Annotated in this window: 18 protein-coding genes; 8 read left to right on the top strand and 10 right to left on the bottom strand. The window is 63.7% G+C overall.

Annotated elements, in window-relative coordinates:
* The first annotated feature begins 59 nt into the window (after positions 1 to 59).
* A complete protein-coding gene (gene phoB / locus LCM24_RS11415; protein ID WP_224804452.1) occupies positions 60 to 749 on the top strand; it encodes a phosphate regulon transcriptional regulator PhoB in 690 nt (229 codons plus the stop codon).
* Here phoB and LCM24_RS11410 read toward each other — a convergent pair.
* Genes LCM24_RS11410 through LCM24_RS11390 form a run of 5 tightly spaced genes read right to left on the bottom strand, consistent with a single transcriptional unit; the run spans position 746 to position 8,346 of the window.
* A complete protein-coding gene (locus tag LCM24_RS11410; RefSeq protein ID WP_224804450.1) occupies positions 746 to 1,471 on the bottom strand; it encodes an extensin family protein in 726 nt (241 codons plus the stop codon). The genes phoB and LCM24_RS11410 overlap by 4 nt on opposite strands.
* On the bottom strand, positions 1,468 to 2,106 hold the full coding sequence (locus LCM24_RS11405) for a LysE family translocator (protein WP_224804448.1): 639 nt from the start codon (positions 2,104 to 2,106) through the stop codon (positions 1,468 to 1,470). Before LCM24_RS11405 ends, LCM24_RS11410 begins: the two co-directional genes overlap by 4 nt.
* A gap of 21 nt (positions 2,107 to 2,127) precedes the next feature.
* On the bottom strand, positions 2,128 to 5,667 hold the full coding sequence (locus LCM24_RS11400) for an error-prone DNA polymerase (protein WP_224804446.1): 3,540 nt from the start codon (positions 5,665 to 5,667) through the stop codon (positions 2,128 to 2,130).
* Between the two features lies 1 nt (position 5,668).
* Complete coding sequence (locus LCM24_RS11395) at positions 5,669 to 7,105, bottom strand: UdgX family uracil-DNA binding protein (RefSeq protein WP_224804443.1); 1,437 nt, start codon at positions 7,103 to 7,105, stop codon at positions 5,669 to 5,671.
* Positions 7,102 to 8,346, bottom strand: a complete 1,245-nt coding sequence (locus LCM24_RS11390) for a putative DNA modification/repair radical SAM protein (RefSeq protein ID WP_224804441.1) — start codon at positions 8,344 to 8,346, stop codon at positions 7,102 to 7,104. Before LCM24_RS11390 ends, LCM24_RS11395 begins: the two co-directional genes overlap by 4 nt.
* A gap of 227 nt (positions 8,347 to 8,573) precedes the next feature.
* Here LCM24_RS11390 and LCM24_RS11385 point away from each other — a divergent pair, with 227 nt between their 5' ends.
* The 4 genes from LCM24_RS11385 to LCM24_RS13040 all read left to right on the top strand — a co-directional run bounded on the left by LCM24_RS11385 (position 8,574) and on the right by LCM24_RS13040 (position 10,201).
* The gene (locus LCM24_RS11385) at positions 8,574 to 9,296 is read left to right on the top strand and encodes a carbonic anhydrase (RefSeq protein WP_224804439.1); all 723 of its coding nucleotides are present in this window, start codon (positions 8,574 to 8,576) and stop codon (positions 9,294 to 9,296) included.
* A 133-nt stretch (positions 9,297 to 9,429) separates the two neighbouring features.
* Positions 9,430 to 9,828: a PilZ domain-containing protein gene (locus LCM24_RS11380; RefSeq protein WP_224804437.1), complete on the top strand. Its 399-nt coding sequence runs from the start codon at positions 9,430 to 9,432 to the stop codon at positions 9,826 to 9,828.
* 55 nt (positions 9,829 to 9,883) lie between these two features.
* The gene (locus tag LCM24_RS11375) at positions 9,884 to 10,048 is read left to right on the top strand and encodes a hypothetical protein (RefSeq protein WP_224804435.1); all 165 of its coding nucleotides are present in this window, start codon (positions 9,884 to 9,886) and stop codon (positions 10,046 to 10,048) included.
* 21 nt (positions 10,049 to 10,069) lie between these two features.
* On the top strand, positions 10,070 to 10,201 hold the full coding sequence (locus LCM24_RS13040; RefSeq protein ID WP_263617982.1) for a hypothetical protein: 132 nt from the start codon (positions 10,070 to 10,072) through the stop codon (positions 10,199 to 10,201).
* Here LCM24_RS13040 and LCM24_RS11370 read toward each other — a convergent pair.
* Complete coding sequence (locus tag LCM24_RS11370) at positions 10,198 to 11,787, bottom strand: Y-family DNA polymerase (protein ID WP_224804433.1); 1,590 nt, start codon at positions 11,785 to 11,787, stop codon at positions 10,198 to 10,200. The two genes, LCM24_RS13040 and LCM24_RS11370, sit on opposite strands and share 4 nt — an antisense overlap.
* On the bottom strand, positions 11,784 to 12,566 hold the full coding sequence (locus LCM24_RS11365) for a hypothetical protein (RefSeq protein ID WP_224804431.1): 783 nt from the start codon (positions 12,564 to 12,566) through the stop codon (positions 11,784 to 11,786). Before LCM24_RS11365 ends, LCM24_RS11370 begins: the two co-directional genes overlap by 4 nt.
* A gap of 147 nt (positions 12,567 to 12,713) precedes the next feature.
* On the opposite strand from LCM24_RS11365, the gene LCM24_RS11360 reads away from it, so the two are divergent.
* Complete coding sequence (locus tag LCM24_RS11360; protein ID WP_224804429.1) at positions 12,714 to 13,199, top strand: pyridoxamine 5'-phosphate oxidase family protein; 486 nt, start codon at positions 12,714 to 12,716, stop codon at positions 13,197 to 13,199.
* 58 nt (positions 13,200 to 13,257) lie between these two features.
* Here the strand turns inward: LCM24_RS11360 and LCM24_RS11355 are convergent, their stop codons facing one another.
* Both LCM24_RS11355 and LCM24_RS11350 read right to left on the bottom strand, forming a co-directional pair.
* Positions 13,258 to 14,835, bottom strand: a complete 1,578-nt coding sequence (locus LCM24_RS11355) for an amino acid permease (RefSeq protein ID WP_224804427.1) — start codon at positions 14,833 to 14,835, stop codon at positions 13,258 to 13,260.
* Between the two features lie 120 nt (positions 14,836 to 14,955).
* Positions 14,956 to 16,386, bottom strand: coding sequence for a sodium-dependent transporter (locus tag LCM24_RS11350; protein WP_224804425.1), 1,431 nt, complete (start codon positions 16,384 to 16,386; stop codon positions 14,956 to 14,958).
* Positions 16,387 to 16,516: 130 nt separating this feature from the next.
* On the opposite strand from LCM24_RS11350, the gene panB reads away from it, so the two are divergent.
* Entirely contained in the window at positions 16,517 to 17,392 is an 876-nt protein-coding gene (panB, locus tag LCM24_RS11345) for a 3-methyl-2-oxobutanoate hydroxymethyltransferase (RefSeq protein ID WP_160594682.1), read from the top strand.
* Between the two features lie 16 nt (positions 17,393 to 17,408).
* Complete coding sequence (locus LCM24_RS11340) at positions 17,409 to 18,482, top strand: DUF475 domain-containing protein (protein ID WP_224804423.1); 1,074 nt, start codon at positions 17,409 to 17,411, stop codon at positions 18,480 to 18,482.
* On the opposite strand, the gene LCM24_RS11335 is transcribed toward LCM24_RS11340, so the two are convergent.
* Positions 18,409 to 19,362, bottom strand: a complete 954-nt coding sequence (locus LCM24_RS11335; RefSeq protein ID WP_263618024.1) for a bile acid:sodium symporter family protein — start codon at positions 19,360 to 19,362, stop codon at positions 18,409 to 18,411. The two genes, LCM24_RS11340 and LCM24_RS11335, sit on opposite strands and share 74 nt — an antisense overlap.
* Between the last annotated feature and the right edge of the window lie 17 nt (positions 19,363 to 19,379).

The following is a 19,379-nucleotide window of genomic DNA, read 5'->3' as shown; positions in this document are numbered from 1 at the left end:
AGCCTGGGGGTCATAAAGACGTGTCCAACGAGAAACCACGCTCGCATGGAGACGCGAAAGTGCAGGCTGCCAAACTTCTTCTGGTTGAGGACGATCCCGCCCTCTCCGAGCTTCTGGAATACCGCTTTTCGAATGAGGGCTACAACGTCCGGACCACGCCGGACGGTGACGAAGCGATCCTGCTTGCGAGTGAGGAAACGCCGGATCTGGTCATCCTCGACTGGATGATCGAGGGGACGAGCGGGATCGAGGTTTGCCGCAGGCTGCGACGCGACAAATCGACGGCGCATGTCCCGATCATAATGCTTACCGCGCGCGAGACAGAGGACGACCGTGTGCGCGGCCTCGAGACCGGGGCGGACGACTACCTCACCAAACCTTTCTCACCGCGCGAACTGCTCGCCCGTGTCTCTGCCGTGATGCGGCGCATCCGGCCGGTCCTGGCAGGCGAGACTATCGAGGCTGGCGACCTGTCGCTCGACCCGGTCGCGCACAAGGTCATGCGCCGCGGCAAGGTGCTCAAGGTCGGGCCGACCGAATACCGCCTGCTGAAGTTCTTTATGGAGAGCCCGGGCCGTGTGTTCAGCCGCAACCAGCTGCTCGACGCGGTCTGGGGCACGGAAAGCGATATCGAACTAAGGACTGTCGACGTGCACATCCGGCGCCTTCGCAAGGCACTGGAGATCGAGGGACTGAAAGACCCGATACGTACCGTCCGCAGCGCCGGATACTCGCTCGAAGCGGTCTAACGACACAGCCCCCCGCGCCGAGCGCCCATGTCGAAGTGGAAGTGATCGGTGTGGGCGGCATTGTAATCGGGCGAAAGCACGATGCCGAAACTGTCGCAGGCTCGGTCGCGGACCTCGCGCAGGAAGCGGGCCTTGTCCCCCTCCCCGTCCCAGTCGCCCAGGACGCTGATGCGCGTCCCGTCGGCGAGGACGAAGCCTGCGATATCCAGCGCATTGCCCGTGGCGTGCTGGCTCCAGGGCCCTTCGCCGCGACCATAGAGGCGGCGGCAGGAATAGGCGCCCAAGTGCTCGATCTGCGCCACTTCGCTGCCGAAAATCTCCTGCGCCGCCAGATCGAGGCCGTCGCGCTTCCACAGCTGCAATGCAATCGCCACCGGACAGGTCATGGGCGGCGTGTCCGGGCTGAGGGGGAAGTCCGACAGCTGCGTGCGGTCTTCGCGCCGACATGGCCCCTCACCCGCGGGTTCGAGCGCGTTGAACGCAACGTCGCTCCGCTCCAGGACAGCGCGGCATTGCGGGACATCGCCGCGCAGGGCCAACAGCTTCGCTTCGGTAGCCCAGCCAACCGGGTCATTCAGGTCTAGCGGTGCCCACGGATCATGCTCTGGATGCGCGGCCAGCCAGGCACGGCCAGCAACGGCCAGCCCGATCAGGATCAGCACGGCGATCACCCGCCGGTCTCCGACGAACTTCCCGATGTGGCGCGAAAGCGTGAACTTCAAATCTGCGTACCCATGAGATCGACCAGGATGGCGATCGCTATCAGGATGTATACGATTCCGATGCCCCGATCGATCCAGACGCGTGTTGCCGCGCGCTCCATCAGGCGGGCGAGCCGCTTTCCGGCGGCGATATAGAGCCACCCTATGACGAGGTCCGCCACCAGGGCGACCACCGCCAATACTACGATTTGCATCGGCACGCTGCGCTCCGGATCGACGAAGGGCGGGATAATTGCGACCATGTAGACGAGGGACTTGGGATTGCCGATCGCGACCGCGATACCGTCACGGAAAGCGTGGTTGGACACCTTGCGCGGCGGCGCTTCGCCCTCGCCTTCGTCCGCGTGAAATGAATGGCGGATAGCCTTGATGCCGAGCCACGCGAGATAGGCAACGCCGGCAATCGCGAGCAGGCGGAAGGCTAGCGGATAGGCGCTTGCCAAGGCGCCAAGGCCGAGCGCGGCGAAAGCCCACCAGACGAAATAGCCGACCTGCATGCCCATCAGTGCTGCCCATCCCGAGCGCGGCCCGCGCCAGATAGCCTGTCCCATGACGAACATCATCGACGGGCCGGGCACTATGCTGGTCGTGGCCGTGACGATCAGGAATGCGAGGAGGGTTTCGGTGCCGATCACGCTGCGCCCTTAACCCCGGCCTCAATGGAAGTCGCGCGATTTCGGAATGATGCGCACATCGCGCGGGTGGCTGCCATGCCAGCCGCATTCGCGATTGCCCGGCGGCGGTTCCTGCCACGGTTCGACGGGCTGGTAGGGATCGTCCTTGCCCTCGCGCAGATTGTCACGCGGATTGAACTTGTCCGGCAGCGGCGAAGAGACATGGTCCGCGCGCGCAAGCGGGGCGTTGAGCATGTCGTCCGACAGCCTGTGCAACTGGTCGGTCGCATCGGTCATGTGCTGCGCGATCACGTGGATCACCTCGTCATCGTATTCGACGCGCCCGCGCACCTCCATCAGGCGCGCGCCCATGACCACGCGGCGCTGCTTTTCCTTCAGATCCGGCCAGACGACGAGATTGATCACGCCCGTCTCGTCTTCCAGCGTGATGAAGCACACGCCCTTGGCGCTGCCCGGACGTTGGCGGATCAGCACCACACCTGCGACATGGACCATGGAGCGGAATTTCTTCGCGCGCAGGTCGCAAGCGCGCACGAAGCCGCGCTCTGCAAGGCTGGCGCGCAGGAAGGCCATCGGATGCGCCTTCAGGCTGAGGCGCGTGGTCTGGTAATCCGCAACGACCTCTTCCGACAGCGGCATCTGCGGCAGGCGCGTGGGCTGCTTTTCCGCCCCTTCGTCGCGCGCGGCAGCGGCGGCGAACAAAGGCAGGTCCGGTCCGCCGACAAGGCTGCGGGCATCCCACAAGGCCTGCCGCCGCGTAAGGCCCATCGAGCCGAAAGCATCCGCACTCGCCAGCCGTTCGACATGGGCGGGACCGGTGCGGGCACGGTCGCGCAGGGCGCGCACATCGGCATAGGCGCCGTTGGCCTCGCGCTCCGCGATCAGCTGCGCCGCCACCGCCTCGGGTAATCCGTCGATCTGGCGCAGGCCAAGGCGCAGCGCGATATGCTTGTCGAGCCGTCCGCTATCGCCCGCACCCGCCCCGCCTTCGCCGGTCCGCTCCAGCGTACAGTCCCATTGCGACAGGTTCACGTCCGCCGGGAGCACACGCACGCCGTGTTCCGCCGCATCGCGCACGATCTGCGCAGGCGCGTAAAAGCCCATGGGCTGCGAATTGAGCAGCGCGCAGGCGAAGGCGGCGGGGAAGTGGCATTTGAGCCAGCTCGACACGTAGACGAGATGCGCGAAACTGGCCGCATGGCTCTCGGGAAAGCCGTATTCGCCGAAACCGCGGATCTGGTTGAAGCAGCGCTGCGCGAACTCGCGGTCGTAGCCGCGCGTCACCATGCGCCCGACCATCATGTCCTGAAGCTCGTCCACCATCCCGCGGCTGCGGAATGTGGCCATGGCCTTGCGCAGCCGGTTCGCCTCTTTCGAGGAGAATTTCGCCGCATCGAGGGCAATCTTCATCGCCTGTTCCTGGAAGATCGGGACGCCCAGCGTGCGCTCGAGAATGCTCGACAATTCGTCCGGCGGGCCATGCTGCGGACTTGGCGCAGGGATGACCACGGGCTCGGCCCCGCGTCGGCGCTTCAGATAGGGGTGGACCATGTCGCCCTGGATCGGCCCGGGCCGCACGATGGCGACCTGGATGACGAGATCGTAGAACTGGCGCGGGCGCAGGCGCGGAAGCATGTTCATCTGCGCCCGGCTTTCGACCTGGAACACGCCAAGCGAATCCCCCGTGCGCAACATGGCATAGGTTTCCGGGTCCTCGCGCGGGACATTGGCCAGCGTCAGCGTGCGGCCGTGATGATCGTCAAGCAGGTCGAGGCATTTCCTGATGCAGGTCAGCATGCCCAGCGCCAGCACGTCGACCTTGAGGATGCCCAGCGCCTCGATATCGTCCTTGTCCCATTCGATGAAACTGCGATCGGGCATGGCGCCATTGCCGACCGGCACCGTCTCGGTCAGTGCGCCTTCGGTCAGGATAAAGCCACCGACGTGCTGCGACAAATGACGCGGCATTCCAATCATTTGCTCGGTCAGCTTGAGAACCCGCTTAAGGTGCGGATCGGTCACGTCCATGCCGGTTTCCTGGGCGTGCTTCTCGCTGATCTCGCGGCCCCACCCGCCCCAGACCGTCTTGGCGAGCGCGGCGGTGACATCCTCGGTCAGTCCCATCGCCTTGCCCACTTCGCGGATCGCCATGCGCGGGCGATAATGGATCACCGTGGCGCATAGCCCGGCGCGGTGGCGACCGTACTTGCGGTAGAGATACTGGATCACCTCCTCGCGCCGCTCGTGCTCGAAATCGACGTCGATATCGGGCGGTTCCTTGCGGTCTTCGGAGATGAAGCGGTCGAACAGCAGCTGGTGCTGTGCCGGGTCGACATTGGTGATGCCGAGGCAATAGCAGACGGCCGAATTGGCCGCGCTGCCGCGCCCTTGGCACAGGATCGGCGGGTCGACCTTCTCGCGCGCGAAATCGACGATGTCCTTGATAGTCAGGAAATAGCGCGCGAGGTCCATCTTCCCGATCAGCGCCAGTTCCTTGTGCAGCGTTTCGGTGACGCTATCGGGAATGCCTGCCGGATAGCGCCACTCGGCACCCTTCCACGTTTCGCTTTCGAGGTATTCCTGCGGTTCGACGCCGCCGGGATAGAGTTCTTCGGGATATTCGTATTTCAGCTCGTCGAGGCTGAAATCGCAGGCATCGGCCACTTCGCGCGCAGCAGCGATGGCATGCGGCCAGCGTTCGAACAGGCGGCACATGGTCTCGGGCGGTTTCAGGTAACGCTCGGCATTGCCGTGGAGCAGGTGCCCGGCCCGCGCCACGGTGGTCTTGTGCCGGATCGCGGTCATCACGTCCTGCAGCGGCCGCCTGTCAGGCGTCGCGTAATGGACATCGTTGGTGGCAAGGATCGACAGGCCGTTCGCACGGGCCAGCGCATCGAGCCGCTCGATCCGCGCGATGTCACTATTGGTGTAAAGAAAGGCCGCAGCGATATGGCGCAGGGTCGGCAGGCCTGCGGCGAGATGCGGGACGATGCCCTCGAAGGGTGCGGCGACCAGTTCCTGCACCTTCTCGCCGCCGAGCCCGACGACATTGCTTGCCCATGCAGGCACGGTGAATTCGCGCGCAAGGTCGCGCGGGGGAAGCAGGATCAGCTGCACCCCTTCGCTATGCGCGGCCAGCATCGGCAGGGAGATGTCGCATTCGCCCTTCTCCTGCCATTCGCCCGACAGGGTGCGCATGCGCCCGGCGGAAATCAGGCGGCAGAGGCGGCCATAGGCCCTGCGGCTCTTCGGATAGGCGAGGAAGGCCAGCCCCTCCACCGTTTCGATCCGGCAGCCGATGCAGGGCTTCAGCTTGAGCGTTCTCGCCTCGGTATGGACGCGCACGACGCCTGCCATGGTGTTGGCATCCGCAATCCCGACCGCGTCATAACCCAGCGCGCGCGCCTGCAGGACGAGGTCGACCGCGTCCGACGCGCCGCGCAGGAAGCTGAAACAGGATACGAGGCCGAGTTCGACGAAGGGGCTGCGCGAAGGGGCGTCTATGCCCGCAGGGTCGAGATCGATCGTCCGCTTGGGTATCTGGAGGTCGTTCTCGGGCATCTCACGCCAGCTCCTCCAGCCGCGCCTTCACTGCGGCAAGGTCGGCATCGAACAGCCGCGCCTGCTCTTCACGCGCCGAACCTTCGAGGCGCAGGAGGTAGGAGGGGTGCGCGGTGACCCACAGCTCGCTGCCGTCTTCCAGCGGAATGGGGCTCCCTCGAACCTTGGAAATGCTCACCGTCTTGCCGAGCATCCCGCGCGCCGCGCTGGCGCCCATGGCGAGCACCAGTTTCGGTTTCACGATCGCGCGCTCGCTCTCGATCCACCAGCGGCAGGTGTCGATTTCCTTCGCGCCCGGGTTCTGGTGCAGCCGCCGCTTGCCGCGCTGCACATATTTGAAATGCTTCACCGCATTGGTGACGTAAGCGGCGCGCCGGTCGATCCCTGCCTTTTCGAGATGCGCGTCCAGCAGCTGACCGGCAGGACCGACGAAGGGACGGCCGATCTGGTCCTCCTGGTCGCCCGGCTGTTCGCCAACAATCATCAGCGCAGCGTCCTGAGGTCCTTCGCCCATGACGGCATGGTTATCGAGGCTGCCGATAGGACATTTGCGGCAGGCATGGATCGCCTTGTCGATCGCGGCGAGCGTATCGGGCCGCTCCTCGAACTCCAGCGCGCCTTTCTCGACCATCTTGGCCTCGCGCCCCTGCGCGCCCGCGACCAGCTCGGGGATAAGCGATGCCTCGGGCATGTTCTTCCAGTATTTCTTGGGCATCTCCTTCAGCATCGCGCCGATCTTCAGGCGCGCGGGGTTGAAGATGGAGGCGTAATAGGTGCGCCAGAGGTCCTCCATGGGATCGCCGCCGGGCGCATCGTGACGCTCGGCAGGCGGACCTTCGGACATGGTCTCCCCGTCCCAGTGCAGGCTGCCGCGCGGGGTCAGGATCGACCAGCGCATGTTGGAGAAGCGCCGCATGAAGAAGCCCGCATTGGCGCGCAGGATATGATGCTCGGGCTCGAACCAGGCGACGTAATGCTCGCCCACCTCTTCGTCCTCACTCTCCACTAGCCGGAAGCGGACGAAGGCGTGCATCTTGTGGCTGTCGCGCCGCACGTTCTTGTCGAGTTCCTCCACCCGGCGGACATCGGGATCGGCCTTGTCCTCCATCATCCGCGGGGCAGACTGGAGCCGCCAGAGCAGGCGATAGAGCAGCGCAAACCGCTCAGGATCGGAATGCAGGATCGCGTTCCTCGCCAGGCTCACGAAGCGCCGGTTGGCGCGCACCGGCTTCGCATCCATCGGCGGCACAGGCATGCGCCGTTCCCCGTGAGCGAACAGGTCGCCACTTCCGCCCGGTTCCACCCATGCGATACGATCGGGCGGGACATCGCACTGGACCAGCGCCCGCGCCCTCTCGCGCCAGAAGTCGAAGTCATCGGCTTCGGGCAAATGCACCACGTAATAAGTGCCGAGTTTGACGTGCTGGAGCGCGGTCATGCCGCGAACAATTCAAGCTGCTCTGCCTTGGGCGCGAGCAGGCTGCGCAAGTCCGCGCGGTCGGTCAGCGTGATAGGCCGCCAGTCGACGGTGCAGATGAAAGGTCGCACCTTGGTGATCGACTGGGTGAGCAGTGCCACGTCGTCGAGCCGCAGCGCGCGGTGGCGGCGGCTGGCGAGAATCTTGCCCACCGCCTTCACACCGAGACCCGGCACGCGCAGCAATTGCTCCTTGCTCGCGCGGTTCACATCGACCGGAAAGGCCTCCCGGAACTTGAGCGCCCAGGCGAGCTTGGGATCGATATCGAGCGGCAGGTTTCCATCCGCCTCAGTCGCCTGCATCACGTCGCTGGGCTTGTAGCCATAGAAACGCATCAGCCAGTCGGACTGGTAGAGCCGGTGTTCGCGGATCAGCGGCGGGCGCTTCAGCGGCAGCACGGCGCTGGCATCGGGGATCGGTGAGAAGGCGCTGTAGTAGACACGGCGCAGGCGGAAATTGTCGTAGAGCCGGCTCGCCTTGCCAACGATATCGGCATCGGTCGCCGCATCGGCACCGACGATCATTTGCGTCGACTGGCCGGCAGGCGCGAACCGCGGTGCATGACGGAAACGCTTCCTCGCATCCTTCGCCTCGACGAGATCGGACTTCACCTTGCCCATCGCGCCTTCGATCTGGCGCGCATCCTTGTCGGGCGCGAGACGGGTCAGGCCGCTGTCGGTCGGCAGTTCGACATTGATCGAGACGCGGTCGGCATAGAGCCCCGCCTGGTGAACGATTTCCGCATCCGCCTCGGGGATGGTCTTCAGGTGGATATAGCCGCGAAAATCGTGCTCTTCGCGCAGGATGCGCGCGACTTCGACGATCTGCTCCATCGTGTGATTGGAATTCTTCACGATGCCCGAAGAGAGGAACAGCCCTTCGATATAATTGCGGCGGTAGAAGGCGAGCGTCAGGTCCACCACCTCCTGCGGCGTGAAGCGCGCCCGCGCCACGTTCGAGCTCTTGCGGTTGACGCAGTAATGGCAGTCGAACACGCAGTGATTGGTCAGCAGGATCTTGAGCAACGAGATACAGCGGCCGTCGGGCGCATAGGCATGGCAGATGCCCATCCCTTCGGTCGAGCCGATGCCCTTCCCGCCAAGGCTGTTCTTCTTCGCCGTTCCGGACGACGCGCAGGAAGCATCGTATTTCGCCGCATCGGCGAGAATCTCGAGCTTCTGGAGGATCGTTTGCGCGGCCATATGTTCACTATACGTTCCGCTGTAGGATTCGCAAATATCAAAAGATAACCCGAGCGGGAACCTTCGCGCATTATCCTCGTAAATTTACCACGGACCGGGCCCCTCTGGCGTGCATCCGCACGTGATGTCGGACGTAAGTAACGCCGACGGCCTGTCAGATACGAAACTACGACATCGTCGGCATACCTACATTCAGCGACCCTCTGGTCGCCAGTCTGGAGTATGCAATGAAATATCTCGCTTCCCTCGCCCTGATCGGCCTTGCCGCGACGCCTCTCGCTGCGCAGGACAAAGACTGGAGCTTCAGCGACGGCGTATCGCCTGAGCGCTGGGCTACCGTCAACGCGGCCTACGCCTTGTGCGATGCGGGCCTCCACCAGTCACCCATCGATCTCGGCGCAGCCAATGCACGCGGCAATATCGAACTGGAAACGAATTTCGGCGAAACCAGCGGCACGATCGCGCTCGGTAAAGAAAAGGTCCAAGTGGACTTTCCCGCCGGCCTTGGATTGAATTCCGGTGGCAAGGAATTCGCCCTGATCCAGGTTCACTTCCACACACCGTCCGAACACGCGATCAGCGGCAAGCGCTATCCTCTCGTCGCGCATTTCGTCCACGCCACCGAAAGCGGCGAACTGGGCGTTCTGGGCGTCATGTTCAAAGAAGGCGATGCCAACCCCGCGCTTGAGACCATCGTGGCCGGTGTCGGTGCCGGCAAGGGAGCCGCAGTCGAATTTAATGTGAACGACATGGTGCCCGAAGACACCGGCATCTATCGCTACATGGGCTCGCTCACCACGCCGCCCTGCAGCGAAGGCGTGAACTGGCATGTTGCCGATGAAGTAATGACGGCCAGCGCGGACCAGATCGCGGCGATGGAAGCCAATCTCGGCCCCTCCGCTCGGTCGATCCAGCCGCTGGGAACACGTCTCCTCGTCGCGCCCGAGTAACAGCGAATAACCTCTTGAAACGGGTCGGAAGCTTGCCGCTTTCGGCCCGTTTCCTAATGGCGCGGTAATCCTTTCGGGAAGCGCGGCATTTACCCTTCGCAGCGCACAAGGCGGGACCAAGGGGAGAAAACGTGTGGGGCTATTCCGCAGGAACCAGGCCGTAGCGCCGCAGGAACGGCGAGCAACAGCCCGCTACGCCGTCGATTGTCCCGCAACGCTCAAGATGCTCGGCGGCGACCGCGTCGGGCGGCTGTCCGACCTATCGGATGCAGGTGCGCGACTGGAAACGAATAATCCTCCCAGCGAAGGCGTATCGGGCCTGCTTTCGTGGAACGGTCACGAACATTTCGGCAAGATCGTCTGGGCCAACGACAAGAGCTGCGGCATCATCTTCGAACGCCCCATCCCCATGCATATCGTGGAAGAAACCGTCGAACAGGTGGAAGTCCAGACCGGCCCCGTGGCCAATTTCGGCAAGATCCCGCTTGGCCAGAAGCGCTCGCGCAGGGCTTCGCTGGTTTCCGAAGGTTGACGGTTCAGGCACGCGAAAGCGCGCGGCAATAGAAGTTCGCGCGTAGGAGATTTCCATGCGTGCTGCCCTTTTCGTGTCGTCCCTTGCCGTCTTGGCTACCCCGTCGCTTGCTCAGGATGCCGATGCGCCGGTTGAAGAAGACCGCCGCGAAGTGCGCAAGTGCATCGCGCCGCAAGTGATCGTGCCGACCTTCAACAATACGCCAGAAGCGATGGAATAGTCGCGCATCGCGGCGACGATCGTGGCGGGCGACCAGGTGTGCAAGACCAGCGCGCTCAATCCCGAACTTTCCGAACTGCAGCACGGACCCGAAGAGGCCGTGGTCCCGGACGAGGAAGAAGCTGGCGAAGAAGCCGCAGCCGAGCCCGCCTAGGCGCACAATCCCTGCAAGTACCAGTCGGGTGCGCCGCCGCGCCCGTCGCCCACGATGCCGAGCCGGTATATCCAGTACCGGCGGCCGCAGTCGTCCTCGATCCGGTAATAGTCCCGCAGCCGCGTGCTGCCGCGTTCGCGCCACCATTCCGGCGCGATCCGTTCGGGCCCTTCCACGCGCGTCACCTCATGCACTCCGCCGCGCCAACGAAAGCGCTTGGGATAGCCGTCGGGCGTTGCGTAGAGCACCGAAATCCTTTCCGGTTTGTCGAGCATTTTCAATGGCCTCTTGTGGAAAGCCAACTCTCCTTGTGAAGCGGGTTCCGGGTCCAGCGGGGGCTGCCAGCGCTGCGCGCGTTCGGGGATATGGCTGGCAAAGGCGACGGGGCGGCTGACTGCCTTCGCCCCCAGCCGCACGGTCAGCCGGTCGATACAGGCCGACAGCGATGTACCATGCGTTTCGGCCGCCGCCTCGATATCGCCCTGCTCCAGCGCGAGCGGTTCGGACCAGCTGGCGCGCAGGCGCAGCATCTCGATCCCGAAACCCGCATCGACATCGTCCAGCCGCGCGGCAAAGAGGCGGCATATGTGCGCTGCCTCGCGCGTGGCAGAGGCCATTTCCAGGCGGCGCACGACGACTTCGCCATCGACACGCCACAGGCCCAGTTCGAGCCGCCTTGCCCCTTCGCCTCGCCCTTCCAGTTCGCGCGCCATGTCCTGCGCGAGGTCTTCGACGACCTTGTCCAGCAGCTGGCGGTGGCGGATCGGCTCCATCAGGCGGCGCTGCACCAGCGGCATGTGCTGCGGGACCACGGGCAGCAAGGGCTCCGGCACCCGGCCGAGGATCTGGTCGAGGCGAATAAGCGGATTGGCGGCAGGCGACTTGCGGTTGCGAAAGCGGCGCTGGATGGCATCGCGCCCGCTGCCTCCGCTCTCGATACCGGTGAGGTCACCCAGCCGCTTGAGGCCGAGCCGCCGCAGGACCGTGAGCACATCGTCGTCGAGCCGCAGCGCGGCGACAGGCAGGTCTGCCAGCCGGGCCTCGAAATCGCCTCGTCCTTCCAGGATCGCGCCTTGCGGGCCGAAGTGCGACAGCGCCCAGGCCGCACCGGCCGTGGGGGCGATGGCACAGCGCAGGCCAAGCTCGCGCCGCGCAAATGCCGCCTCGACATCGGCGACCAGCTTCTCCTCGCCGCCGAACAGGTGCGGGACGGCGGTAACGTCGACCAGCAGGCCGTCGGGCGCATCCATGGCGGACCACGGCCCCCAGCGCCGCGCCCAGAGCGCCAGCTTTTCGAGGAAGGCGAGATCGCCTGCCGGATCGCTCGGCGCGGTGACTATGTCGGGGCACAGGGTCCGCGCATCGGCCAGCATCATGCCGCGACGGGCGCCTGCCGCCATGCCTGCGCGGTTTGCCGCCTCGATCCGCGGCCCGTGCGCGGTATCGGCGATCAGGACCAGCGGCCGGCTGTCTAGTGCACGGCGGTCATCGCCCCCGGCGTTTCGCCAGCGATCCATCGCCATTGCGGGCAGCCAGATCGAAAGGATGCGGCGGGAAGACACGGCATCCGGTGTCTTCGCGCTCATCGGGCACGGGGCGAGCGGCGATGCTGCAACCCAGCCGTCCAATCCGCCACCGCGCGATCGGTGTCTTCACGCGCCTTGCTGGCGGTTAGCGCCGTGCCGCCGTCACTCAGCGTCCATGTGCCCGGGGCATGGGAGCGCGCGCGGAAAAGCTCCGCCTTCCAAGCCGGATCGCCGGGAGCCTGCGCATTCCATTCAGGCGCAGCAGACGGCGCGCTGGTCACTTCCCAGCGCATCCGGGCAGACGACAGGTCGTGCGCGGCATCGATCCGCACGAGGAACAGCGGGATACCGTGTCGCTCGCTCGTCAGCGTCAAGCGGCGTGAGGCGGTGAAATCGAGCGCCTTGGCATTGCCTGCCATCTCGCCGATCACGAAGGCGAAATCGCGGCAGCGCAGCCCCTCTTCCAGGGCGAAGAGCGCATCCTCGGCCTTTTCGGCCATGACATGGATGAGCCGCGATTGCAGACCTCGGGGCAAGCCCGCGCGATAGGGCCGCCCGTTCAGGCGTGCCGCATCGCGGGTCTGCACCCACAGCACGTTGCGCCGGTCGTCGGCTTCGCTGCCATCGGTGCGCGGCAGGTGGCGCAAGTCGTCGAGCGCCAGCGCCAGCGCCACCCCTGCCCCGGCCGCATCGCCCGAAGCGGTGAACACTTCGGTGTGGTGAGCGGCGCCCTGCACGGCTGCAAGCCCCGGGCGCCAGCGCACGCTGCGCCGAGCGGACAGCGCCGCAACGTCTTCGAAGGCCGTTATCGGCAGGGAGGAAAGATCGGCATGGGACATGAGAGAATCGACTCGCTTGTTCTCATTATGTTCCAATATCGCCGCTTGCGCAATTCATCCCTTCACGGCTTCGTTCCGGCGCGCGTCGCGGAACGCAGGACCTCCCCCGAGCGTAGAAGAGGCAAACGCAAACACGAGAGGTCACTCATGAAATATACCGAAGGCAATTCCGACGCGCTCAAGAAGAAGTTCTGGCTCGCCATGTCCGATTCGCCGTTCGTCTTCCTCGAACTCGACGGTCGCTCCGACACTGCGGTGCCGATGACCGCCCAGCTCGACAAGGACGCCAACAGCGCAATCTGGTTCTTCACCCAGAAGAATTCGACCTTCGCCCAGCTCGGCAAGGTCACGGCAAGCTTTGCCGGCAAGGATCACGACATGTTCGCGCGCTTCGACGGCACGCTCTCGGTCGAAACCAGCAAGGAACGCTTCGACCAGTTCTGGAACAATTTCGTCGAAGCCTGGTACGACGGCGGCAAGGATGATCCGGACATCCTGTTCCTGCGCATGGATCTCGGCGATGCCGAAATCTGGAGCGGAGACCTTGGCCTCCTCAACACCGCCAAGATGGCGCTGGGCATGACCGTCCATGACGAAGCGGAAGAACGCCACGTCGACAAGGTCGATCTCTAAATCACCCGATAATTCCGAAACCGAAGGGCCGCTCCGAAAGGAAGCGGCCCTTTTTCGTTCAATCCTTCGGGGGGTGGATCGGCAGCATGGTTTCCTCGCCCGCAACCGCGTCAACCACCTCGACGATGCCGTGTCCGAGATGACTGTTGCGCCGACCGTAACCGAAGTAGACGACCAAGCCGATAGCCGACCACAGAGGCAACATAATCATCGCCTCGAACGGCAGGTTCAGGAAGAGGAAGGCACACCCGACAACCGTCGCCGGGCCAACGAACCACAGCATCGGGGTACGGAAATCACGCTTACGTTCGGGATCTGTCCTGCGCAGCGTCATCACGGCCAGAGCGACCATCAAAAATGCATAGAGCGTTCCCGCATTGGCGATGTCGGCCAGTTGTCCCACCGGGAAGAACGCTGCCCCCAGCGCCACGATGACGCCGGTCATGGCGGTCACTACATGGGGTGTCTTCCACTTCGGATGCACCTTGGAGAGGCTTTCCGGCAGCAGTCCGTCGCGGCTCATCACGAAAAAGATGCGCGTCTGCGCGAAGAGCAAGACGAGAATGACCGAGGGAAGCGCCAGGAAGGCTGCAATGCCGAGCAGGTTACCGATCCCGGAGAAACCGATCTGCCGCAGCACGTGGGCGAGAGCCTCGTTCGAGCAAACCAGCGCGTCCGAATAGGCAGGCAGGGCACATTGGCGCGCAAGCTCTTCCGATCCGGCCGGGAAAGGAATGCCCCCTGGCCCCATTATAGGTTGCCCTCCGATCGTCCCGATCGCGCCCGCTGCGACAAGTATGTAGAACACGGTGCAGAATACCAGAGAACCCACGAGACCGATCGGCACGTTGCGCTGAGGGTTCTTAGTCTCTTCCGCCGCCGTGGAGACGGCATCGAAACCGACATAGGCGAAGAAGATCGTCGCCGCCGCGCCCACCGCGCCAACGCCCGAGCCGAAGCCTCCGAAAATGCCGGCGGGCAAAAACGGGTTGAACCGGTCAGGATCGAAATAGGCACTTGTCAGCGTCAGGCCGATGAAAGCCGTAAGTGCGGTGACCTTGATCGCGACCAGGATCGCATTGACCTTGGCGCTTTCGCTGGTGCCGATCATCAACAGCCAGGTTACCAGCAAGGCAATGACAAGTGCCGGCAAGTTCACCAGCCCACCCGGCTCACCACCGAAAACGAGCGGCCCGGCAGACAGCCATTGCGGCAGCTCGATACCGAGGAATTCCGTCAGAATTGTCCCGCTGAAATAGCCCGACCAGCCGACCGACACCGCCGAGGCGGCGATGGCGTATTCGAGGATGAGGGCCCAGCCCACGGTCCACGCGAGTAGTTCGCCCATCGTGGCATAGCTGTAGGTGTAGGCCGATCCGGCGACCGGGATCATGGCGGCAATTTCAGCGTAGCAGAGCGCTGCGACGATGCAGACCGCGCCGGCGATGACAAACGCCAGCATCAATCCGGGCCCGGCCTTTTGCGCGCCGGCTGCGGTCAGCACGAAAATGCCGGTACCGATTATACAGCCGATGCCGAACAGCATGAGTTGGAAAGCACCGAGCGACCGGTGCAGCGATTTCTTTTCCGCTGCGGCCAGAATGGCGTCGAGCGGTTTAACTCTGTCGAGGATCATGGATGGCCGGAAGGCTCCGCCGGCCCGCAACGAGACCTCCCCGTCCTGCCAGCCGGCGCGCAATAAATACTCCCAAGTCGCGCGCCCGCCTAGCGAAAACTTCCAGCCTGAATCTTTTCTTTAGCTCCCCAGGATGCCGGGGAACAGGCCGGTCACCAGGATAACCGTCACTGCGAGGGGGCACAGCCAGGCAAGCAGGAAGCGCCAGACGTTGAATGCCAGCGGCGACAGACCCGTGGTCGCGCGCAGCAGGTTGGCGTCCGCCTTCCAGCCGATGAAGAGCGAGGTCAGCAGTGCGCCGACCGGCAGCATCACCTTGCCGGTAAACCCGTCGACCGTGTCGAGGATGTCGGTATTCTCGAACAGCGACCAGAAACCGAGCGGGCGGACGTCCGACAACACGTTGTAGCCAAGCAGACACAGAATACCGATCAGGAACGCGCCGATGCCGAAGATCAGCGCCGACTTCGTGCGGCTCCATCCACGTTCGCCGATGCCCCATGCGGTCGGCACCTCGAGCAGGGAGATCGAGCTCGTCACTGCCGCGACGAGGATCAGGACGAAGAACAGGAAGCCGAAGAGCGCGCCGCCCGGCATCGTCTGGAATGCGAAAGGCAGCGTCTGGAAAACCAGCGTCGGACCTGCTGCAGGATCGAGGCCGACGGCAAAGACGATCGGGAAGATCATCAGGCCGGCCAGAAGCGCCACGCTAGTGTCGGCGACCGCAATCATCGCCGCGGTACTGCCCAGATTGCTCTTTTCCTTGATGTAGGAACCGTAGGTGATGAGACCTGCCACACCCAGTGATAGCGAGAAGAGGGCCTGCCCAAGTGCGCTGTTCATCACCTGCGGGGTCAGTTTCGACCAATCGGGGGTAAACAGGAAGGCCATGGCATCGCCAATGTCGCCCTCGATCGCCCCGTAGACCACGAGACCTACCAGCAGCACGAAGAACATCGGCATCAGGTAGGTCGCCGCCTTCTCGATACCCGAGCTGACGCCGCGTGCGACGATGTAGAGGGTCAGGCCCATGAAGGCGAAGTGCATCGCCAACAGCAGGCTCGGGCTGGCGAACATGTCGCCGAGGCGCTGCTGGATCTGCTCCTGGCTTTCGCCCGCCAGCGCACCGCGGAACGGTTCACCCGCGCCGATTGCCTGGATGAGGTCGAGGCCCATTACGCCCGCGTAATAAAGCACCCACCCGGCCACGACCGAATAGAACGAAACGATGAGGAAAGCCGCAATCGCGCCCACACCGCCGAAGATCGACCAGCTCGGCGAAGCTTTCGATTCCTGCGAAACCTTGCGGATCGAACCGACGGCATCGGTCTGGCCTACGCGCCCGATGAAGATTTCAGCCAGCACCAACGGCAGGCCGAGCAGGAAAACGCAGGCGATGTAGAATATGACGAAGGCCCCGCCCCCGCTCTCCCCGGCTAGCGTCGGAAAACGCCAGATATTGCCGAGACCGACGGCCGCACCCACGGCTGCCAGAATGAATGCGCTGCGCGAGGACCAACCCTCGCCCGTAGTTTGCGAAGTAGCGACCATGTGTCGTTAGATTCCCTTGTGTCCAGCGGCGCTCTCCCGTGCCGCTCCTCGGGGTGGGCTTAAAGCACGGAAACCCGTCGCTGTCCAAGCGTTGCTTTGCCTTCTTCCCAGCACTTGCTACGGGACGCATATGTCGACCACTTTCCAGCTCGATACGAGCACCAGCCGCGCGAACCCTACCCCGCAGCCGATGAAAAGGCTCACGGTGCCGAAGATTCGCGCGCACAAGGCAGACGGTGAAACCAAGCAGCCGTTGGTCATGCTGACGGCTTACACGGCCCGTCAGGCGCAATTGCTGGATGCGCATTGCGACATCCTGCTGGTGGGAGATTCGCTGGCGCAGGTAATCTACGGCCTGCCATCCACCATTCCCGTCACACTCGACATGATGGCCAACCATGCCGCCGCGGTGGTTCGTGGCAGCTATCACGCGGTAGTGGTCGTCGACATGCCCTTCGGATCCTACGAAGCCTCGAAGGAACAGGCATTCGAAAGCGCCTCTCGTCTGCTCAAGGAAAGCGGTGCGGCAGCGGTGAAGCTGGAAGGCGGCGAGCAGATGGCGGAAACGGTCGCATTCCTGAACCAGCGCGGCATTCCCGTGATGGGTCACGTCGGCCTCACCCCGCAAGCGGTCAACGTCCTTGGCGGCTATATGGCGCGCGGACGTGACGATGCGGAGGCGAAGAAGATCGTCGGAGACGCCAAGGCGCTGGATGAGGCTGGCGCGTTCGCCATCGTCCTTGAAGGGGTGCTTGAACCCATCGCCATCGAGGCCACCAAGGCAGTGTCCTGCCCCACCATCGGGATCGGCGCCTCGGCGCAGTGCGATGGACAGGTGCTGGTAACCGAAGACATGCTCGGCATGTTTGAGCGCGTCCCGCGCTTCGTTAAAAAATACGAAAACATCGCCGAAGTGATCGACCGCACGGTCGCACAATATGCAGAGGAAGTGCGCGAACGCAGCTTCCCCTCAGCAGATCAGACTTACCAGCCCAAGAAGGGCTAAGGACCTCAAAAAATCGATGGAAACGCTCCGCAAGTACTACACGTTCTCGCTCGTCTTCACGGCAATCTGTTTCGCTCTCGCGGGCTGGTACGGATGGACCAGTACGGGCTCGATCTCCGCGACGCTCGGCATCCTGTGGATCGTGCTCGTCCTCTCAATACTGGAGGTGTCGCTCAGCTTCGATAACGCAGTGGTGAACGCCACCGTCCTGCGCGATATGGACCCGGTCTGGCAGCAGCGCTTCCTGACTATCGGCATATTGATCGCCGTCTTCGGCATGCGGATCGTCTTTCCGATCGCGATCGTGGCAATTGCAGCCAAGATCGGCCCCATGGAGGCGATCAACCTGTCGTTGAATGATCCGAAGGAATACGAACGGCTGGTCTCCGATGCCCATATCGGCATCGCCGGTTTCGGCGGCGCGTTCCTGGCCATGGTCGGCCTGACCTTCTTCTTCGAAGAGGACAAGGAGATCCACTGGATCGCCGTGCTGGAGCGTATGATCAACAAATTCTCCAACGTGCCTGCGGTGGAGATCGGCCTCGTCCTCATCCTCGTCTATTTCGTCTCTACGATGCTGGCACCGGACGATGCGATCGTGTTCCTGACGGCGGCGATCCTCGGCCTCGTCACCTTTATCGCAGTCCACGCAATTGCCGCCATCATCGAGGCACGCGAGGCCCGCAAGAAAGCCGCTGGCGAGATCGTGAAATCGGGCCTTGGCGGATTCCTCTACCTCGAAGTGCTGGACGCCAGTTTCAGCTTCGATGGCGTGATCGGTGCATTCGCACTGTCGAACAACATGATCATCATCGCTCTCGGCCTGTCGGTCGGTGCAATGTTCGTGCGTTCGATGACGATCCATCTCGTGCGCACGGGTACGCTGGCCCAGTACCGCTATCTCGAACACGGCGCTTTCTGGGCCATCATCGTGCTCGGCATCATCATGCTGCTGTCAGCGCGCTGGCATATTCCGGAGACGATTACCGGCCTGATCGGCGCGGTGCTGATCGGCCTCAGCTTCTGGTGGTCGGTGCGTCATAACCGGAAGCATCCGGGCGAGGAGCGGACCGAGCTGCCAGCCGAGTAGCAAGCGGCGCGGCCAGCACCAGCTGGAAGAAATGGTAGAGCAGCAGCGGCAGGACGATGAAGCCTGCTGCTGCCGGCTCGAACAGTACGGTTGCGAGCGGCGCTCCGATCGCTGCGGATTTCTGCGCACCTGCGAACAGAAAAGCGACCCGGTCCTGGCGCGCAAGGGACAGCGTTCCGGACGCCAGCCAGGCTCCGGCATGACCAACCACGAGGAAAACCGCGACGAGAGCGAGAGTGGCTGCCCATTCTGCCGCGTCGAACCTTTCCCAGATGCCCTGTTCGACTGCGCCAGAGAAAGCGACGTAAACAGCAAAGGCGATCACGAACCGGTCGAGCCAGACGATCCGTGCCTTCTGCCGCGCGATGAAGGTCGCGGTCCGGCGCTGCAAGACTTGGCCGATTGCGAAGGGCAGGATTAGGATGAGGACGATCTTTATCAGCGCATCGCTCCCCACCATCCCCTCTCCGCTGCCGCCAAGTGCCAGGAAAATCGGGACAGAAATGAACAAGCCGAGGATACTCATGGAAGCCGCGGCAATCACCGAGAGAGCCACGTTTCCTTGGGCGAGCGAACTGTAGGAAGTGGACGACTGCACGGTCGTAGGCAGGACCCCAAGGTAGAGAAAGCCGATCGCCACCAACGGAGGTACGATCGCTTGACCTCCATGGGACAAGGCAAGTCCGACGAGTGCCATCGCGCCGAACATCCACGTGGCCAGCGGCAGGAAGAAGCGCCAGTTTGCGATGCCGGAAGCTATCTCTGCGCGCGGAATGCGCATCCCGTTGGCGAGGAAGAGCGCGAAGATGCCCGCGTTTGCAGCCATTTGGGCCACCCCGCGCCACTGGCCTATCGCCGGCAAGAGCGCTGCAAGCACCATTGCCAGGAGCAAAAGGC

This window comes from Qipengyuania aquimaris, assembly GCF_020171965.1.
Lineage (GTDB): Bacteria > Pseudomonadota > Alphaproteobacteria > Sphingomonadales > Sphingomonadaceae > Qipengyuania > Qipengyuania aquimaris_A.
This window is presented reverse-complemented; position numbering and strand designations above follow the sequence as displayed.